Below are 18,303 nucleotides of genomic sequence, written 5' to 3'. Positions count from 1 at the left end.
TTTGAATGCTTCCAAAACATGAAAAAATGGAGATTGTGAAATTAAGTAGTTTTAGAGATATGCTGTTTTGAATGCTTCCAAAACAGATATTGAATAATAATATCAAGTTCTAGAGTTTTAGAGAGATGCTGTTTTGTATGCTTCCAAAACATTATTTGGAGATAGAAAATCCCCTAGTTGGGTTTTAGAGCTATGCTGTTTTGAATGCTTCCAAAACAGGTGGAGCGATTATTAGATCTTCCGGATAGTTTTAGAGCTATGCTGTTTTGAATGCTTCCAAAACTCGATTATGATTCAGAGGTCGAAACTCAATGTTTTAGAGCTATGCTGTTTTGAATGCTTCCAAAACCTATTAAGAGAGATAGATTTTCGTAGGACTGTTTTAGAGCTATGCTGTTTTGAATATTATTAAGTAATGCAATATTTTTTCTAATAGACATATTAACCCCTTATCAAGACTAATTATGATAACGGTTAATCATCTAACGCTACAAATGGCGGATCTGGAAGCTATTCTGGCGGTAACTATTCTTCAAATGCTGGCTCTACTGGAGGAAACTACAGTAGTGGTAATGGTGGAGTATCGTCTGGTGGAAGTAACGGTGAAAATTCTGTGGGTGTTTTAATTACAGATGAGAATGGTAACAGTTGGCAAAATGGCGTTTTTGAAAGACAAGATGATGGATCATTTGTTCATAAAGATAATGACGGAAATGTCTAAGGTGGATGGAAATGGAAATAATCATAAAATTTTTGTTCTCTGAATTTTGTTATAAATTTTGAATAATTTTTTAGTGGTATCAATAGTTACCGGATAGGTTACCGAAAAAGAAGAAAAGGTCTAGAAATGTTGATTTATCAACATCTAGACCTTTATTTTATTTATTCCCACTCCACAGTTGCAGGTGGTTTGCTCGTAATATCATACACGATCCGGTTGACGTGTGCGACTTCGTTGACGATGCGGACGCTGATTTTTTGCAGGACTTCCCATGGGATGCGGGCAAAGTCAGCGGTCATGCCATCGATGGAAGTGACTGCACGGATCCCAATGGTGTAGTCATACGTACGGCCATCGCCCATCACACCTACCGAGCGAATACCTGGTAGGACGGTGAAGTATTGCCAGATGTCGCGGTCTAAACCAGCATTGGCGATTTCTTCTCGCAAGATGGCGTCTGAGTCGCGGACGATCTCTAATTTTTCTTCAGTCAATTCACCAAGAACACGAATGCCTAGACCTGGTCCTGGGAATGGTTGGCGCCATACGATGCTGTCAGGCATGCCTAATTGCGTTCCTAGTTCACGAACTTCGTCTTTGAACAATGTGTTCAATGGTTCGATCAATTTGAACTGCATGTCTTCAGGCAGACCGCCTACATTGTGGTGAGATTTGATGGTTTGTGCTGTTTCTGTTCCTGATTCGATCACATCAGTATAAAGGGTTCCTTGTGCAAGGAATGATACGCCTTCTTCGCCGGCTAATTTGGTTGCTTCGTCATCAAAGACATAAACGAATTCATTTCCAATGATTTTACGTTTTTGTTCTGGATCAGAAACGCCAGCTAGTTTGGATAGGAAACGTTCTTTGGCGTCGACTTTGATGATGTTCAAGCCGAATTTGCCACCAAGGCTTTCCATCACTTGTTCGGCTTCACCTTTACGCAATAAGCCGTGATCAACGAAGATACAGGTTAATTGATCACCAATTGCTTTTTGTAAAAGTACACCAACGACAGAGGAATCTACACCGCCGGAAAGGCCTAATAAGACTTTCTTATCGCCGACTTGTTCGCGGATCTTAGCGATCTCCATATCGATGAAGTTATCCATTGTCCAGTCGCCTGTACATTGGCAGACATCCATTGCAAAGTGTCGCAATAAATCATTTCCGTATTCAGAATGGCGAACTTCGGCATGGAATTGAATGCCGTACATTTTGCGTTCCGCATGTTGGATAGAAGCGATTGGGCAGTCTTTGCTGGTAGCAACGACGTCAAATCCTGTTGGCGCTTGGGTAACAAGGTCGCCGTGACTCATCCAAACGGTTTGTTTGTTCGGAGTATCTTGGAAAAGAGCTGCATCGGCAGAAGTAACTTCTAATTCGGCTTTTCCGTATTCACGGTTTTTAGCTGGTTCGACTTTTCCGCCTAATTTATAAGTAATCAACTGCATACCGTAACAGATTCCTAATACGGGGATTCCCAAATCAAAAATCTTTTCATCAATACCAAAGGCTTTCTCATCATATACACTGTTTGGTCCGCCGGAAAGAATGATCCCTTTAGGATTCATCGCTTTTACTTCTTCAGCAGTAATGCGGTGGCTCAATAACTCTGAGAAAACACCGAACTCACGAATACGGCGGGTGATCAGCTGATTATACTGACTACCGTAGTCGAGTACGATAATTTTTTCAACGTTTGGCATGTTGTCAACGTTTGTCACAATAAATTACCTCTATTCTTTTAGTTTTATTGAAAAAAGGAAGATTCCTTTTCAACAGCATAAGGGTGAATAATGAAGCAGTCAATATTTACGCAGAAAAACTTCATCAATCGAATGGCGCTTTGTTTTATGGAGAATTATATCGGCTCTGCTGCGTGTAGGCAAGATGTACTCGTGTAAATTCTTTAAATTCACATTTTTCCATACTTCTTTTGCCATTTTGATTGCTTCCCCGCGATCTCCGATCGCATACTGATAGTAATAATTACTTGGATCTTGAAACGCTGTGTCCAATAGGGATTCAAAGCGCTCCAAATACCACTTTTCAATCAAGTCGGGTTGAGCATCGACAAAAATCGAAAAATCGAAGAAGTCACTGACATAAATTTGCTGGTTTGCGGGCAACTGCAGTGTATTGATCCCTTCAACGATCAAAATATCTGGTTGGTTGATGATTTCAAACGTGTCAGGAATGATATTGTAGACCTCATGGGAATAGACGGGAATCTTGATTTCAGGTTCTCCGGATTTCACCGCGTTCAAAAAATTGATCAATGCTTCCATATTGTAGCTTTCAGGGAAGCCTTTGCGATCTAAGATTCCTCGTGTTTCTAAGACCTCATTAGGGTACAAGAAGCCGTCGGTGGTAATTAGTTGTACGGTGCGGCGAGGAAAAAGCCGACTCAATAGATTTTGCACCAAACGAGCTGTGGTACTCTTGCCCACAGCAACACTGCCGGCAATACCGATGATAAAGGGCGGCATTTTTACATAGCGATGCAAGAAAAGTCCTTTGCTCAATGTAAGAGATTCAAATTCTTTCATATAAAGGTGGATCAAATGGCACAATGGTACATACACATCTTCGACGTCTTGAACCGAGATGCGGTCATTCAAGCTCTTGATATTGTCTAATTCTTCTTGAGTGAAAGGCATCATGCCATTGGTGTAAAAGCCTTGCCATTGCTCTCGAGGAATTTGATAAAAATTCATGGTTTCCTGCATGTTCGACTCCTTCATATAGAACCGATCTATCTAAGCAGACGGGTTCTTGGCAGCTAGAAAAGGCTGTTTTCTTGCTCTAGTTGCTACTCGAAAGTATTTTACCATAGAAATGACAAGAACTTATAAAAAAACCAGGAAAAATCATTGGCAAAGAGACAAAAATTTTATAAGTTTATCAAGGAAATACCTGTCAGGAGTTTACTTCTGCGCTATTTTCGGTATCATGGAAAAGAATGAAGCAACGGATGATTGCTTAGTAGCGAATGGACGAAGTAAGAATAATCGTTATTTAAAAGAGGAGCGCAAAGATGGGAAATCATTATTATACAGAGAATCCGGAAACGGCACATGATTTTGAACAATGGTCTTTTGAGTTAAAAGGAAAGAAATTTCAGTTTGTGACAGATAGTGGGGTATTTTCAAGGGAGACCGTCGATTATGGCTCTCGCGTACTGATTGATGCCTTTGAATGGGCGGGTTTACCAGAGGGAACGATTTTGGATGTGGGGTGTGGCTATGGACCGATTGGGTTGTCATTGGCTTATGCATCCCAGCGTCCAGTGGAAATGATCGATATCAACCAGCGGGCGGTTGATCTTGCCCAAGGCAATGCGAAACGAAATGGCATCGAGAATGCCGACATTCATGCCTCGAACATTTACGAAACCTTGCATCAAGGCGAATACGCAGCAATTCTTAGCAATCCACCTATTCGGGCAGGCAAAGAGGTTGTTCATGAGATTTTGACAGGGGCTCTGCCGCTATTGAAAACGGGCGGCACATTGACGATTGTGATCCAGAAGAAACAAGGCGCCCCCAGCGCTCAAAAGAAAATGCGTGAAGCCTTTGGCAATGCTGAAATCATCAAGAAAGACAAAGGCTACTATATTATTCAAAGCTATAAAGAATGAGGAAACAGAAGTGAAAGGATGCATTTTCTTTCGATTCTTTTTAAGATCACGAGGAGTTGGTAGATGTTATCAAAAATCGTTGGTCTTTTTTTGTTGTCTCATTTTTCTTGGTTTATTGATTTTGGATGGACACATTGATGTTTTTTTATCCCGGAAAAAAGAAAATTTAGGAAGAAAGCAAGGAGTGCTATTTTTTTGAGGAAAAATTTGCTACACTTTAGGCAAGAAAGAGGTGAGAAGTAAATGAAGCTGACAATCAAGCAGATTGCTGAAATGGCAGGGGTGTCTGTCACCACGGTTTCGCAAATTTTGAACAACAAAGGCAGTCGCTTTAGTGAGGAAACCCGCAAACGGGTACTAGACATTGTCAATAAACACCATTACAAGCCAGATTTTTTTGCTTCGAATCTAATTAATCGTCATTCAAAAACCATCGGCATGATCGTTCCAGATGTTACCGATTTTTTCTTTTCAAAAGTCATTGAAGGGGCAGAGAGCTATTTCAATCCATTGGGCTATATGTTGGTACTCTGCAATTCCCGTCATAGTCAGGAGAAAGAGATTCAATACTTGAAAGAATTGTCGCATCGTTCAGTAGATGGGATTCTATTAGCGACACCGCATCAATTGCCTGAGGAATACTCATTGAAGAGCGGTTTTTTTGATGACCGACCAATTATTTTAGTCGATCGGGGAATCAATCAAAGAGATAATGGACGTTTGATCGTGAAAGAATATGAAGGGGCGTATCAGGCTGTTAGCTATTTGATCGATAATGGGCATCAAAATATCGGCATGCTAAAAGAAAGTACCGGATACTACCAATTGGAAGAACGGTTCAATGGGTACCGTCATGCCTTGAAAGATCATCAAATCCCTTTTAAAGGGCGTTACGTAGAAACGGCTGAATTGACGGTAACTGGCGGCTACGAAGCTTGCAAAAAATTATTGAATTTCCGTGAGTTGACGGCAATTTTTTGCGGCAATGATGCGATGGCTATCGGCTGTTATCAAGCAATTTATGAAGCAGGCAAAAAGGTACCTGAAGACATTTCTGTTATTGGCTTTGATGCTTTGAAATTAACGGAGTATATTACACCACCGTTGACGACTGTCATGCAACCAACTTTTGAGATTGGATTTACCGCAGCAAAATTTTTGGTAGACGCCATCGAGTTTCCTTCTCGACGAATTCCAAATAAGATTTTTGATACAAAATTAATTCTTCGTGAGAGTGTGAAGGCATTGACAATTGAGAAATAGTGCGGTATATTTCCAATTGTAAGTGTTTTCATTGTTTCGATCTATCTAGTAAACTGTTTTACTAAAGTGGTTTACCTATAAAAAAAATATTGTATAATGTCAGAGGAAGCGAGGAACATTTTGATGCGAATGGTGGATTTAATTGAAAAGAAACGTGACGGCAAGTCATTGACAAAGGAAGAGATCGACTACATTGTAACTGCGTATACTGAAGGAAGTATCCCAGATTACCAAATGAGTGCTTTGTTGATGGCTATTTTTTATGTGGATATGTCTGATGAAGAGATCACCAATCTGACTTTAGCTATGGCGAATTCTGGAGAAGTGATTGACCTTTCTTCAATCGAAGGCATTAAAGTAGACAAACATTCAACAGGTGGCGTGGGAGATACCACGACATTGATCTTAGCCCCATTGGTAGCGAGTGTTGGTGTGCCGGTTGCCAAGATGTCTGGTCGTGGGCTTGGTTATACAGGCGGTACGCTGGATAAATTAGAATCCATTCCTGGATTTCAGATTGAAATCGCAGAAGAAGAATTTATTCGTCTCGTGAACGAAAGCAAAGTAGCTGTTATTGGACAGTCGGGGGACTTAGCTCCAGCAGACAAAAAATTGTATGCGTTGCGGGATGTCACAGCAACCGTCAGTTCGATTCCGTTGATCGCTAGCTCGATCATGAGTAAGAAAATTGCAGCCGGTGCGGATGCGATTGTGCTAGATGTGACAACAGGCGATGGCGCATTTATGAAAAAAATCGAAGATGCCAAGCGTTTGGCACAAACGATGGTTCGGATTGGCAAATTGGCTAATCGACAAACAATGGCGGTTATTTCGGATATGTCTCAGCCGCTAGGTGAAGCGATTGGAAATAGTTTAGAGGTCGTAGAAGCAATCGAAACATTGCAGGGAAATGGACCGGCTGATTTAGAAGAAATGTGTTATGCATTAGGCAGCCAAATGGTGGTTTTAGCCAAAAAAGCAGACACGTTGGAAGAAGCGCGGGAAATGTTGGCAGAGGCACTACATTCCGGTAAAGCACTGGCTAAATTCCGTGAGATGATTCGCAACCAAGGTGGCGATGATTCTGTGATCGACGATCCAAGCCAAATTTTAACAGCCAAATACCAACGAGCAATACCAGCAAAAGAGTCTGGTGTTATAACGAAGATCGTTGCGAATGAATTGGGCATCGCAGCCATGATGTTAGGTGCTGGCCGCAAGACCAAAGAAGAAGATATTGATCACGCAGTCGGAATCAAACTCCATAAAAAAGTGGGGGAATCGGTTCAGGCAGGCGAAGCATTGTTGACGATCTACAGCAACACAGAAGCGATCGATGAGGTTATCGAATTGATCAATCAAAACATTGAAATCGGAGAAAGCGGCGGTGAACCACCGTTGATCCATGAAATCATTACAGAATAAGGAGCGAATAAAATGGAATTGAATCGCATGATCGACCATACTATTTTAAAAGCAGATGCAACCAAAGAAGATGTTTTACGCATTATTGAAGAGGCAAAAACCTATCACTTTTACTCCGTCTGCATCAACCCTACATGGGTAGCTTTGGCAGCAGAAGAGTTAAAAGGTGAGCCAACAGCAGTTTGTACAGTCATCGGCTTTCCTTTAGGCGCCAATACCTCAGAAGTTAAAGCTTATGAAACAACTGATGCTATCAAGAATGGTGCTGATGAAGTGGATATGGTCATCAACATTGGGGCACTAAAATCAAAACAATACAAAAAAGTTCAAGCAGACATCGAAGCGGTTGTTGAAGCAGCTAAAGATAAAGCATTAGTAAAAGTAATCATTGAGACAGCACTTCTAGATAACGAGGAAATTGTCAAAGCTTGTGAATTAGCCAAAGCAGCAGGGGCTGATTTCGTCAAAACATCGACTGGTTTTTCTACCGGTGGCGCAGTGGCAGCTGATGTCAAATTGATGCGTGAAACAGTGGGACCTGAAATGGGTGTGAAAGCATCTGGCGGGATCCATAGCGAAGCAGAAGCGGTGGCAATGGTCGAAGCAGGAGCGAATCGTTTAGGAACCAGTGCAAGCGTCGCAATCGTCACTGGATCAACGGGTGCCGGTTACTAATTTCATAAAGCGAGGTTCATCATGACAAAAGCAAAAAAAGAGTGGATCGAAACGGCGGTTGCCGCATTAGATAAAGCCTATGTGCCTTATTCTAAATTCCCTGTTGGCGCCTGTTTGGTCACCAAAGAAGGAACCATCTATCAAGGGATCAATATTGAAAATGCTTCGTTTGGCTTAACGAATTGTGCGGAACGAACGGCATTTTTCAAAGCTGTTTCAGAAGGCGAAAAGGACTTTCAGCACTTGGTTGTTGCAGGTCATACACCCGATCCAATTTCACCTTGCGGCGCTTGCCGCCAAGTAATGGTGGAGTTCTGTCAGCCGGATATGCCAGTCACTTTGGTAGGAGATGATGGTGTGATCAAAGAGACAACTGTCGAAGGGCTATTGCCATATTATTTTACGAACAAAGATCTATAAACCACGTTCATTCAGTCAAAGCGGCTGTTGAAAAAAAACTATTTTATAGGGGGCTTTACAGCAATGAAAAAAGCAAAATTATTTAGTTTAGGTATTGTTGCAGTAGCTGGGTTGACACTACTTGGCGCATGTGGGAATGGAGGAAAGTCAGGTTCGACTGATTCAACAGGCGGCGGTTCTGCAGACGGCAAAACAGATGCAGCACACAGCGTTGCAATCGTTACGGATATTGGTGGTGTAGATGACCGTTCATTCAACCAATCAGCTTGGGAAGGGTTGCAAGCTTGGGGAAAACAACATGACATCGCTCGTGGCGTTGGCGGATATGACTATATTCAATCAAATGAAGCCTCAGAATATACAACAAATGTGAATGGTGCTGTCCAAAATGGATTCAAAACGATTTTTGGTGTCGGCTACCTATTGAAAGATTCAATTGAAGAAGCAGCAGCACAAAATCCTGATACACAATTTGGGATCATTGATGATGTCATCGAAGGTAAAGACAATGTTGTATCTGCAACATTTAAAGACAACGAAGCCGCTTATTTAGCTGGTTTTGCAGCAGCTTACACAACAAAAACGAACAAAGTTGGTTTCATCGGCGGTGAAGAAGGGGTCGTAATCGACCGTTTTGAAGCTGGTTTTATCAAAGGGGTAGAAGATGCAGCTAAAGCATTAGGCAAAGATATCAAAGTTGACCCTCAATATGCCGCATCATTTGGTGACCCTGCCAAAGGAAAAGCATTAGCAGCTTCAATGTACCAAGGTGGCGTTGACGTAATCTTCCATGCTTCAGGTGGTACAGGTGCTGGTGTCTTCCAAGAAGCAAAAGCAATCAATGAACAATTGAACGAAGCAGATCTTGCTGACAAAAAAGTTTGGGTTATCGGTGTAGATAGCGATCAACAAGACGAAGGTGCATACAAAACAAAAGACGGCAAGGAAGACAACTTCACATTGGCTTCAACACTTAAAGGTGTAGGGGCAGCCGTGCAAGATATCTCAACTCGTGCATTGGAAGATAAATTCCCTGGCGGAGAACACATTGTCTATGGTTTGAAAGACGGCGGTGTGGATATCACTGAAGGTTACTTGTCAGATGATGCAAAAGCAGCAATCGAAACAGCAAAACAAGATGTGATCGATGGCAAAGTAGAAGTGCCAGAAAAACCTTAATCAACCATCTATTATTTAGACAATGGTCTAAATGAAAACAAGATAAACAACTATGAGGGTCTGAACGATAGTAGGCAGTTGGCTATCGTTCAGAGACTCATCTTGTCACCATTGCTTTGTTGCTTAATATCTTGATGAAAGCTAGACGGTTTTCATGAGGATAGTAAACATCCTAAGCAATAGCATTTATTTTTGATCAAAATTGTTGTGTCACTGTGTGTGAGAGCGAATTAGAAAGTAAGGATGTGAGAAACTTGGCTGAAGAAAAATATGTTGTAGAAATGCGTCATATCACCAAAGAGTTTGGAACCTTCAAAGCCAATGACGATGTCAACTTACAAGTAAGGCCGGGAGAAATCCACGCATTGCTTGGGGAAAATGGAGCTGGCAAGTCGACCTTGATGAATATGCTGTCAGGTTTGTTAGAACCGACATCAGGCGATATCTTGATGAATGGGGAAAAAGTGAATGTCACTAGTCCTACAGCAGCCAATAAACTTGGGATTGGCATGGTCCATCAGCATTTCATGCTGGTTGATGCGTTTACTGTCACAGAAAATATCATTTTAGGAAGTGAACCGAACAAGCTGGGGATTTTGGACCGCAAAAAAGCCCGCAAAGAGATCCAACGGGTTTCTGAACAATATGGCCTATCGGTTGATCCAGATGCATATGTTCGCGACATCTCAGTCGGGATGGAACAGCGTGTGGAAATTCTAAAAACCCTCTATCGGGGAGCGGATGTATTGATTTTTGATGAACCAACTGCCGTGTTGACGCCTCAAGAGATCGAAGAATTGATCGTAATCATGAGAGGGCTGGTTCGGGAAGGAAAATCGATCATTTTGATCACCCATAAATTGGATGAGATCAAAGCGGTGGCGGACCGTTGTACAGTTATTCGCCGAGGCAAAGGAATCGGTACAGTCAACGTCAAAGACGTCACGTCACAGCAATTGGCAGACATGATGGTCGGTCGTTCTGTTTCCTTCAAAACACCGAAAAAACCTGCTGATCCAAAAGAAGTCGTTCTTTCGATCGAAAACTTAGTCGTGAAAGAAAATCGTGGGTTAGATGCAGTCAAAGGCTTAAGTTTAGAAGTGAGAGCCGGGGAAGTCTTAGGGATCGCCGGAATCGATGGCAATGGCCAGTCAGAGCTGTTGCAAGCAATCACTGGATTACGAAAAGCAGAAAGTGGAAAAGTCTTATTAAATGGCGACGACATCACGAACTTCAAACCTCGTAAAGTAACAGAATCCGGTGTCGGGCATGTGCCGGAGGACCGCCACAAATATGGGTTGGTCCTGGATATGATGCTTTCAGAAAATATTGCTTTACAAACCTATTATCAAAAACCATTGAGCAATTATGGTGTGCTGGACTACGGGGAAATGAATGAATTTGCTCGTGAGTTGATTCAAGAGTTTGATGTCCGTACAGTGAATGAAATCGTGCCAGCCCGTGCTCTTTCAGGGGGGAATCAGCAAAAAGCAATCATTGCTCGGGAAATTAGTCGTGATCCGGATCTATTGATCGTTGCTAATCCTACTCGGGGCTTAGACGTCGGAGCAATTGAGTTTATCCATAAACGGTTGATCGAACAGCGGGATAAGTTTAAAGCTGTTTTATTGGTCAGCTTTGAATTAGATGAAATTTTGAATGTGTCAGACCGAATCGCCGTTATCCATGCTGGTGAAATCGTCGGTGTTGTTGATCCGAAAGAAACTTCGGAAAAAGAACTCGGATTATTGATGGCGGGCTACTCCTTAGAAGAAGCGCGGCGTGAGTTACAAATGGAGGAAGTAGGTGGTTCAGTTGAATAACCGCAAAGAAAAAATTCGGAACCTGCTTGTGCCAATCATCGCTGTCATTCTTGGATTTGTCCTTGGGGGCATTATCATGGCAGCATTTGGCTATAGTCCAATTCATGGCTATCAACAAATGTTCCGTACCGTATTTGTCAATGGACAAAGCGGTGGATTGAATGCACGAAATATTGGAGAGATTTTCGTGACCGCGGCTCCGCTGATTTTTACAGCACTGGGCTTTGCAGTCGCAAACTCTGCAGGATTCTTTAATATTGGGCTTTCTGGTCAAGCGTTAGCGGGCTGGGTATCAAGTATCTGGGTGGCACTGTCCATGCCTGATGCACCACGAATCATCGTGTTGCCTGTTGCGATTTTGGTAGGAGCGGCATGTGGCGCGATCGCAGCGGCAATACCAGGTATCCTCCGTGCCTTTTTCGGTACAAGTGAAGTGATCGTAACCATTATGATGAACTACATTTTACTGTATACAGGGAATCATATCGTCAATAATGTGATGAATGAGTCAATGATTTCAACGAAAGGTGTAACAAAAATGGTAGGCGATAATGCCTCTTTGCAAACGCCTTTCTTAGCAAATCTAACCAATAATTCTCGATTAAATATCGGGATTTTCATGGCACTGATCTTCCTCGTGTTGATTTGGTTCATGATGAAGAAAACAACTTTGGGTTATGAGATTCGAGCAGTTGGACTGAACCCAACGGCATCTGAATATGCAGGGATGAGCAGTAAACGGACCATCATTATTTCAATGATCATCTCTGGAACATTAGCCGGATTAGGTGGCGTCGTTCAAGGTTTAGGAACATTTGAAAACTTCTTTGTTCAAGGTTCATCATTGAGCATTGGTTTTGATGGGATGGCGGTTTCGTTATTAGGTAGCGGCTCATCGATCGGAATTTTGCTTTCTGCATTGTTGTTCAGTGTTCTTAAACTGGGCGGACAAGGAATGCAGTTTGCCGGGATTCCTTCAGAACTTGTTGACGTTGACATCGCGATCATCATCTTCTTCGTTGCAATCAGCTACGTGATTCGTTTTGTATTAGCTAAAATTTTTGACGGTAAAAAAGAAGTTGCTGTTGTCCAAGAAATTGAAGCGAAGCCGAATAACCAAGATCAGGAAGGAGGAACCATCTAATGAATATCAGTTTAATTTCTTCGATCGTTACACAAACGTTGATTTATGCTGCGCCATTGATCCTGACGGCACTGGGCGGCGTTTTCTCAGAGCGAAGCGGGATCGTTAACGTAGGTCTTGAAGGAATCATGGTGATGGGAGCCTTCAGTTCGATCGTTTTCAATATTGAATTTGCGTCACAATTTGGTGCGTGGACACCTTGGTTAGGGATGTTAGTCGGCGGTCTTGTCGGGATGCTTTTCTCACTGCTGCATGCTGTAGCTACCATTAACTTCAGAGCCGATCACATTATCAGTGGTACCGTAATGAATTTGATGGCACCAGCGCTGGCTGTCTTCTTAGTTAAAGCTATCTATAACAAAGGGCAAACAGACAACATTCAACAAACATTAGGCTATTTCAATTTTCCAGTGTTGCGGGATATTCCTGTGATTGGTCCAATCTTCTTTAATCAAACGTTTTTACCTGCTTACTTTGCAATCTTGATTTCTGTCATTGCTTGGTTTGTCATCTTTAAAACACGTTTTGGCTTACGGCTGCGTTCTGTCGGTGAACATCCACAAGCCGCTGATACATTAGGTATCAATGTTTATGTGATGCGCTACTCTGGCGTGTTGATCTCTGGTTTCTTAGGCGGAATGGGTGGGGCATTGTTTGCCCAATCAATCGCTGGCCGTTTTGCGGTGACAACGATTGCTGGTCAAGGGTTTATCTCAATGGCAGCAATGATCTTTGGTAAATGGAATCCATTAGGTGCGATGGGAGCTGCAATCTTCTTCGGATTTGCACAAAACATCAGTATCGTCGGTGGACAATTACCGATCATTTCCTCCATCCCAGCAGTTTATCTGCAAGCTGCACCATACGCGTTAACGATTATTGTTCTGGTGCTGTTCCTTGGAAAAGCGGCAGGACCTAAAGCGAATGGTAAGAACTATATCAAATCTAAATAATTTTTTCTGTATGAAAGGGTGGGGCTATGGGACATGTTTGTGTTGCTGTGCCCTGCCTTTTTCTTTTTGCTCGACCAAAGAGAAATAATAAACTTACGTAAAAGCAAATCTTTCTTATTTCTAGTATGATAAGAAAGGAATAACAATAAAAGAAAGTAGGGAATAGGATGTTTAAACGTATACATTTGATCGTGATGGATTCTGTAGGTATTGGTGAAGCACCGGATGCAGAAAAATTCGGTGATGTGGGTTCTGATACATTAGGACATATCGCCAAAGAAGCTGGCTTGACGATTCCTCATTTGGAACAGTTAGGCCTGGGTACGATCCGTCCATTGGAAGGCGTCAAAAATATCGCAGACCATGACGGTTATGCAACAAAATTAGAAGAAATTTCTGTTGGAAAAGATACCATGACCGGACATTGGGAAATCATGGGTTTGAATATTCAAAAACCCTTCCGTGTGTTTCCTGACGGATTTCCGCAAGAATTGCTGCAACAAATCGAAGAATTCTCTGGCCGCAAAATCGTCTGCAACAAACCGTATTCCGGTACAGCAGTCATCGATGATTACGGCGAACACCAAATGAAAACAGGGGACTTGATCGTTTATACGTCTGCCGATCCAGTCTTACAAATCGCAGCGCATGAAGAAATCATTCCATTGGAAGAATTGTACCGTATTTGCCAATATGTGCGGGACATTACCAAAGATGAACCCTACATGATTGGCCGTATCATTGCTCGTCCATATGTGGGTGAACCTGGAAACTTTACCCGCACTAGCAATCGTCATGACTATGCACTAGATCCTTTTGGACACACTGTATTGGATTCATTAAAAGATGCAGGTAAAGAGGTCATCGCTGTCGGAAAAATCAATGATATCTTTAACGGTCAAGGAATCACGGATTCCGTAAGAACCAAGAGCAATATGGATGGCGTAGATCAACTGTTGAATGTGATGAAACAAGACTTTACTGGATTAAGTTTTACCAATCTAGTCGACTTCGATGCACTTTACGGCCATCGCCGAGATGTCGTCGGGTATGCTCATGCCATTGAAGATTTCGATCTAAGAATCCCAGAGATTCTGGATGCCATGGCTGACGACGATTTATTGATGATTACAGCTGATCACGGAAATGATCCAACTTTTCCTGGAACTGATCATACGAGAGAATATGTTCCATTGTTGGTTTACAGCAAACAATTCAAAGGACAAGGCCAACTACCCCAAGGCCATTATGCCGATATTTCAGCAACAATCGCAGAAAACTTTGCGGTGCCGGCAACAGAAAATGGGGAAAGCTTCCTAAATCATTTAAATTAGAGGTGGAGAAATGACAACATTACATGAAAAACTGCAAGAAACAACGACATTCATCAAGGAAAAGGGCGTGGGATCCGTTGATTTTGGGTTGATCTTGGGTTCGGGATTAGGTGAATTAGCAGATGAGATTGAAAATCCAATCGTGCTGCCCTATAACGATATCCCCCATTTCCCAGTTTCTACAGTCGTGGGACATGCAGGACAGCTAGTTTACGGAACACTCTCTGGAAAAAAAGTATTGGCGATGCAAGGTCGTTTCCATTACTATGAAGGCCATTCTATGCAAACTGTTACTTATCCTGTTCGAGTAATGGCGGCACTTGAAGCCCATTCACTTGTTGTGACGAATGCATGTGGTGGCGTAAATGAAAGCTTCCAACCTGGTGACTTGATGTTGATCACGGATCAAATCAATTTTATGGGAGACAATCCATTGATCGGTGCGAATGAGGAAGAAATGGGTCCTCGATTCCCAGACATGAGCCAAGCTTATCATCTCAGCTACCGAGAAACTGCCAAAGAGATTGCGGCTGCAAAAGGACTACATTTGAAAGAGGGCGTCTACATGGGCTTCTCTGGACCAACCTACGAAACGCCTGCGGAAATTCGATTTGCGCGGACGATCGGTGCTGATGCAGTAGGAATGTCCACTGTACCTGAAGTGATCGTAGCTGTTCACAGCGGCTTGAAAGTATTGGGGGTTTCATGCATCACCAATCTAGCTGCTGGTATGCAAGCAAGTTTGAACCATGAAGAGGTCGTAGAAACAACAGAACGGGTCAAAGCTGAATTTAAGGCACTGATCAAAGAAACTTTAGCGAATCTATAAAGTAAACACTAATTAAAGAGAGTATAAAAGAGAAGTAGAAAAGGAGCGAAAAAATGAGCGTTCATATTGAAGCAAAAGCTGGCGAGATCGCGGATAAGATTTTATTACCCGGTGATCCTTTACGGGCAAAATACATTGCGGAAACATTTTTAGAAGACCCTATCTGTTACAACAATGTCCGGGGAATGCTTGGTTATACCGGTGTCTATAAAGGGGAACGCGTATCGGTACAAGGAACCGGTATGGGGATGCCTTCTGCGACCATTTATGCCCATGAATTGATCAATTCTTATGGAGTTAAAAAATTGATTCGTGTCGGCACTTGTGGCGCGATTTCTAAAGATGTTCATGTACGGGACTTAGTGATTGCCCAAGCGGCAGCGACAAGTTCTTCCATGGTAGCGAAGAATTTCCAAAGTTTCCATTTTCCGCCAATCGCAGATTTTGCTTTGCTGAGAAAAGCGTATGATACAGCAATGGCATCTGGCTTTACTACCCATGTTGGAAATATTTTATCTGAAGATACATTCTACAAAGATGATATGACAGAAACAGTCAAATTGGCTGATCTTGGCGTATTAGGTGTGGAGATGGAAGCTGCGGCACTTTACTATTTAGGGGCTAAGTTCCATGTGCAGACGTTGGCGATTTGTACAGTCAGTGATCATATCATCACTGGAGAAGAAACCACTGCTGAAGAAAGACAAACGACATTTAACGATATGATCAAAGTAGGCTTAGAAACGGCTATTTCTTAATTATTGTTCCGTTGTTCTGTCTATCAAAAACTGGATCTTTTTCTGACTCCCTCCTTTATCTAGGAGACGTGTCAGAAGGGATCCAGTTTTTATGTGGTATGACTTATAGACTCTAGAGGCTAGTTGGAATAGTTGCACTTTTGGACAAAAATGGTTTAATTAAAGAAAAAGGAGGTTGGAGCATGAATAATTTTACGTTTCAGGTGACAACAGATATACGTTTTGGTAAAGATCGGTTAAATGAGTTGCCGGAGGTATTGAACACGTTCGGAAAAAATGTTCTGCTGGTCTATGGTGGCGGCAGTATTAAAAAAAGCGGTCTGTATGAGCAAGTCATGGCGCAATTGCAAAACAACGGCAATCACGTAACAGAATTGGCAGGCGTTGAGCCCAATCCGCGAATTGAAACAGTAGCAAAAGGGGCAGAACTCTGCCGCAGCGAAAAAATTGATGTGATTCTTGCTGTCGGCGGCGGGTCCGTGATTGATTGCAGCAAAGTGATCGCAGGGGCTGCTTGCAGTGAGGAAGATCCTTGGACTTTAGTGACTAAACGCAGCTACCAAGGACCAGCAGTGCCATTAGTTACGATTTTGACATTAGCAGCCACTGGGAGTGAAATGAATCGAGGAGCGGTGATCACAAATCTTGCAGCAAAACAAAAATTAGGGGTTCATGGTCCTAATTTCTTGCCGAAGGTTTCTTTCTTAGACCCAACTTGGACTTTTAGTGTTAGTCGCTATCAAACAGCAGCCGGCTCGGCAGACATTATGAGTCATTTGATTGAAAACTACTTTAGTGCCACAGAAAATACCGATGTCCAAGATGGTATTGCTGAAGGCTTATTAAAAGCGGTAATCAAAAACTTGCCGATTGCTTTGGAGACGCCAGATGACTATGATGCACGGGCAAACTTGATGTGGGCAAGTACATTGGCGTTAAATGGGTTGACAGGTAGTGGGAAAGCCGGTGCTTGGTCTTGCCATCCAATGGAACATGAGCTAAGTGCTTTTTATGATATTACCCACGGGATTGGCTTAGCCATTTTGACGCCTCGCTGGATGCTTCATGTATTGAATGAAACAACAGCACCTAAATTGGCGCGTTTTGCCCGGGAAGTGTTCCAAGTGGAAGAAGCGGTGCCGGAAATGGCAGCCCGGATGGGGATTCAAAAGTTATACGATTTCTTCCTTTCATGTGGGATTCCTATGACTTTACCAGAAGTGGGAATCGAAGATGATCGTCATTTTGAAGAAATGGCTAAACAAGCAGTAGCCTTTAGCTCGATTGCGGCAAATGCCTACGTACCGTTGACAGAATCTGATGTCATTGCCATTTATCAAGAGGCATTGACACCTTCCGAGTATCTCTAAATGAAGAAACCCTGACAGAATAAACAAATAATCGGTAGGATAATTGGTATCCTACCGATTATTTGTCTGTGTACTTTTATCAAAGAATTATCTTGAATAATGGATCCGTTGCAAGATTTCACGGGCGATCACGCCGTGTCCGGCAAGTGTGGGGTGAACGCCATCTTCTCCGGTGTAATAAGTAGGCTGTTTCTTGATCGCCTGTTCTGCAAATATACCGTCTAAAGGAATATAGTCACAACCAAATTCAGCAGCTAGTTCACGAATGGAATGGATCTTGGGATCCAGATCCTTCCGCCAATGGCTGCGATCAGCCGGATAGGGCAGAACGAACGGCTCTAAAAGCAAGATTCTATCGATCCCGCTGTCCGTCACTTGTTGCAAAAACTGTCGATAATCTGCGGCGAATTCGGCGGCTGCTTCGGCAGTACCAAAAGAGGAAGTTCCAACGTTATGCCAAGTATCATTAATACCGATCAAGAAAATCAGTAAGTCTGGCTTTAAATCAATGCAGTCTTCCTCGATGCGATTTAAGATATCGCAAATTTTATTTCCGCCGATGCCGCGGTTAATAAAAGACAACTCTGCATCCGGGTATTTAGCAGCCAGCTGGGCGGTCACAAGAGCAGGGAATCCTTTTCCGAGATCTTTGGGATTCAGCCGGTCGCGATCACAGTCGGTAATGCTGTCGCCGAGAAATAAAATGGTATCGTTTTTGTGTAGGTGACTCATGGTATCATTCTCCTTTGTGTACGCTTTCTTTTTT

The 18,303-nt window shown here is 42.6% G+C and carries 17 protein-coding genes; 14 read left to right on the top strand and 3 right to left on the bottom strand.

Going from position 1 to position 18,303, the window contains the following annotated elements; translation table 11 throughout:
- Positions 1-882 precede the first annotated feature (882 nt).
- Together guaA and coaA are read right to left on the bottom strand one after the other, a co-directional pair.
- Positions 883-2,448, bottom strand: coding sequence for a glutamine-hydrolyzing GMP synthase (guaA, locus tag Q0A12_RS03610; RefSeq protein WP_291291314.1), 1,566 nt, complete (start codon positions 2,446-2,448; stop codon positions 883-885).
- A gap of 81 nt (positions 2,449-2,529) precedes the next feature.
- Positions 2,530-3,453: a type I pantothenate kinase gene (coaA, locus tag Q0A12_RS03605; protein WP_291291313.1), complete on the bottom strand. Its 924-nt coding sequence runs from the start codon at positions 3,451-3,453 to the stop codon at positions 2,530-2,532.
- Positions 3,454-3,499: 46 nt separating this feature from the next.
- Here coaA and Q0A12_RS03600 point away from each other — a divergent pair, with 46 nt between their 5' ends.
- The 14 genes from Q0A12_RS03600 to Q0A12_RS03535 all read left to right on the top strand — a co-directional run bounded on the left by Q0A12_RS03600 (position 3,500) and on the right by Q0A12_RS03535 (position 17,537).
- Positions 3,500-3,805: a hypothetical protein gene (locus Q0A12_RS03600; protein ID WP_291291312.1), complete on the top strand. Its 306-nt coding sequence runs from the start codon at positions 3,500-3,502 to the stop codon at positions 3,803-3,805.
- Complete coding sequence (locus Q0A12_RS03595; RefSeq protein WP_291291311.1) at positions 3,762-4,364, top strand: class I SAM-dependent methyltransferase; 603 nt, start codon at positions 3,762-3,764, stop codon at positions 4,362-4,364. The genes Q0A12_RS03600 and Q0A12_RS03595 overlap by 44 nt, the downstream gene beginning before the upstream one ends.
- Before the next feature lie 243 nt (positions 4,365-4,607).
- Positions 4,608-5,627 carry a LacI family DNA-binding transcriptional regulator gene (locus Q0A12_RS03590; RefSeq protein ID WP_291291310.1) on the top strand — a complete coding sequence of 340 codons (1,020 nt, stop codon included), beginning with the start codon at positions 4,608-4,610 and terminating at the stop codon, positions 5,625-5,627.
- Positions 5,628-5,750: 123 nt separating this feature from the next.
- Positions 5,751-7,052, top strand: a complete 1,302-nt coding sequence (locus Q0A12_RS03585) for a pyrimidine-nucleoside phosphorylase (protein ID WP_291291316.1) — start codon at positions 5,751-5,753, stop codon at positions 7,050-7,052.
- A gap of 12 nt (positions 7,053-7,064) precedes the next feature.
- The gene (gene deoC / locus Q0A12_RS03580) at positions 7,065-7,727 is read left to right on the top strand and encodes a deoxyribose-phosphate aldolase (protein WP_291291309.1); all 663 of its coding nucleotides are present in this window, start codon (positions 7,065-7,067) and stop codon (positions 7,725-7,727) included.
- Between the two features lie 21 nt (positions 7,728-7,748).
- Positions 7,749-8,147: a cytidine deaminase gene (locus Q0A12_RS03575; protein ID WP_291291308.1), complete on the top strand. Its 399-nt coding sequence runs from the start codon at positions 7,749-7,751 to the stop codon at positions 8,145-8,147.
- A 63-nt stretch (positions 8,148-8,210) separates the two neighbouring features.
- The gene (locus tag Q0A12_RS03570) at positions 8,211-9,326 is read left to right on the top strand and encodes a BMP family protein (RefSeq protein ID WP_291291307.1); all 1,116 of its coding nucleotides are present in this window, start codon (positions 8,211-8,213) and stop codon (positions 9,324-9,326) included.
- A gap of 254 nt (positions 9,327-9,580) precedes the next feature.
- Positions 9,581-11,149: an ABC transporter ATP-binding protein gene (locus tag Q0A12_RS03565; RefSeq protein WP_291291306.1), complete on the top strand. Its 1,569-nt coding sequence runs from the start codon at positions 9,581-9,583 to the stop codon at positions 11,147-11,149.
- Positions 11,142-12,293, top strand: coding sequence for an ABC transporter permease (locus Q0A12_RS03560; protein ID WP_291291315.1), 1,152 nt, complete (start codon positions 11,142-11,144; stop codon positions 12,291-12,293). The genes Q0A12_RS03565 and Q0A12_RS03560 overlap by 8 nt, the downstream gene beginning before the upstream one ends.
- Positions 12,293-13,246: an ABC transporter permease gene (locus Q0A12_RS03555; RefSeq protein ID WP_291291305.1), complete on the top strand. Its 954-nt coding sequence runs from the start codon at positions 12,293-12,295 to the stop codon at positions 13,244-13,246. Before Q0A12_RS03560 ends, Q0A12_RS03555 begins: the two co-directional genes overlap by 1 nt.
- A gap of 167 nt (positions 13,247-13,413) precedes the next feature.
- Entirely contained in the window at positions 13,414-14,580 is a 1,167-nt protein-coding gene (gene deoB / locus Q0A12_RS03550) for a phosphopentomutase (protein WP_291291304.1), read from the top strand.
- Positions 14,581-14,590: 10 nt separating this feature from the next.
- Complete coding sequence (locus Q0A12_RS03545; RefSeq protein WP_291291303.1) at positions 14,591-15,409, top strand: purine-nucleoside phosphorylase; 819 nt, start codon at positions 14,591-14,593, stop codon at positions 15,407-15,409.
- A 53-nt stretch (positions 15,410-15,462) separates the two neighbouring features.
- Positions 15,463-16,167, top strand: a complete 705-nt coding sequence (gene deoD / locus Q0A12_RS03540) for a purine-nucleoside phosphorylase (RefSeq protein ID WP_291291302.1) — start codon at positions 15,463-15,465, stop codon at positions 16,165-16,167.
- Positions 16,168-16,349: 182 nt separating this feature from the next.
- Complete coding sequence (locus Q0A12_RS03535) at positions 16,350-17,537, top strand: iron-containing alcohol dehydrogenase (protein WP_291291301.1); 1,188 nt, start codon at positions 16,350-16,352, stop codon at positions 17,535-17,537.
- An 87-nt stretch (positions 17,538-17,624) separates the two neighbouring features.
- On the opposite strand, the gene Q0A12_RS03530 is transcribed toward Q0A12_RS03535, so the two are convergent.
- Positions 17,625-18,269: an SGNH/GDSL hydrolase family protein gene (locus tag Q0A12_RS03530; protein ID WP_291291300.1), complete on the bottom strand. Its 645-nt coding sequence runs from the start codon at positions 18,267-18,269 to the stop codon at positions 17,625-17,627.
- Positions 18,270-18,303 lie beyond the last annotated feature (34 nt).

This window comes from Enterococcus sp. (genome assembly GCF_022711995.1).
Taxonomy (GTDB): domain Bacteria; phylum Bacillota; class Bacilli; order Lactobacillales; family Enterococcaceae; genus Enterococcus_D.
This window is presented reverse-complemented; position numbering and strand designations above follow the sequence as displayed.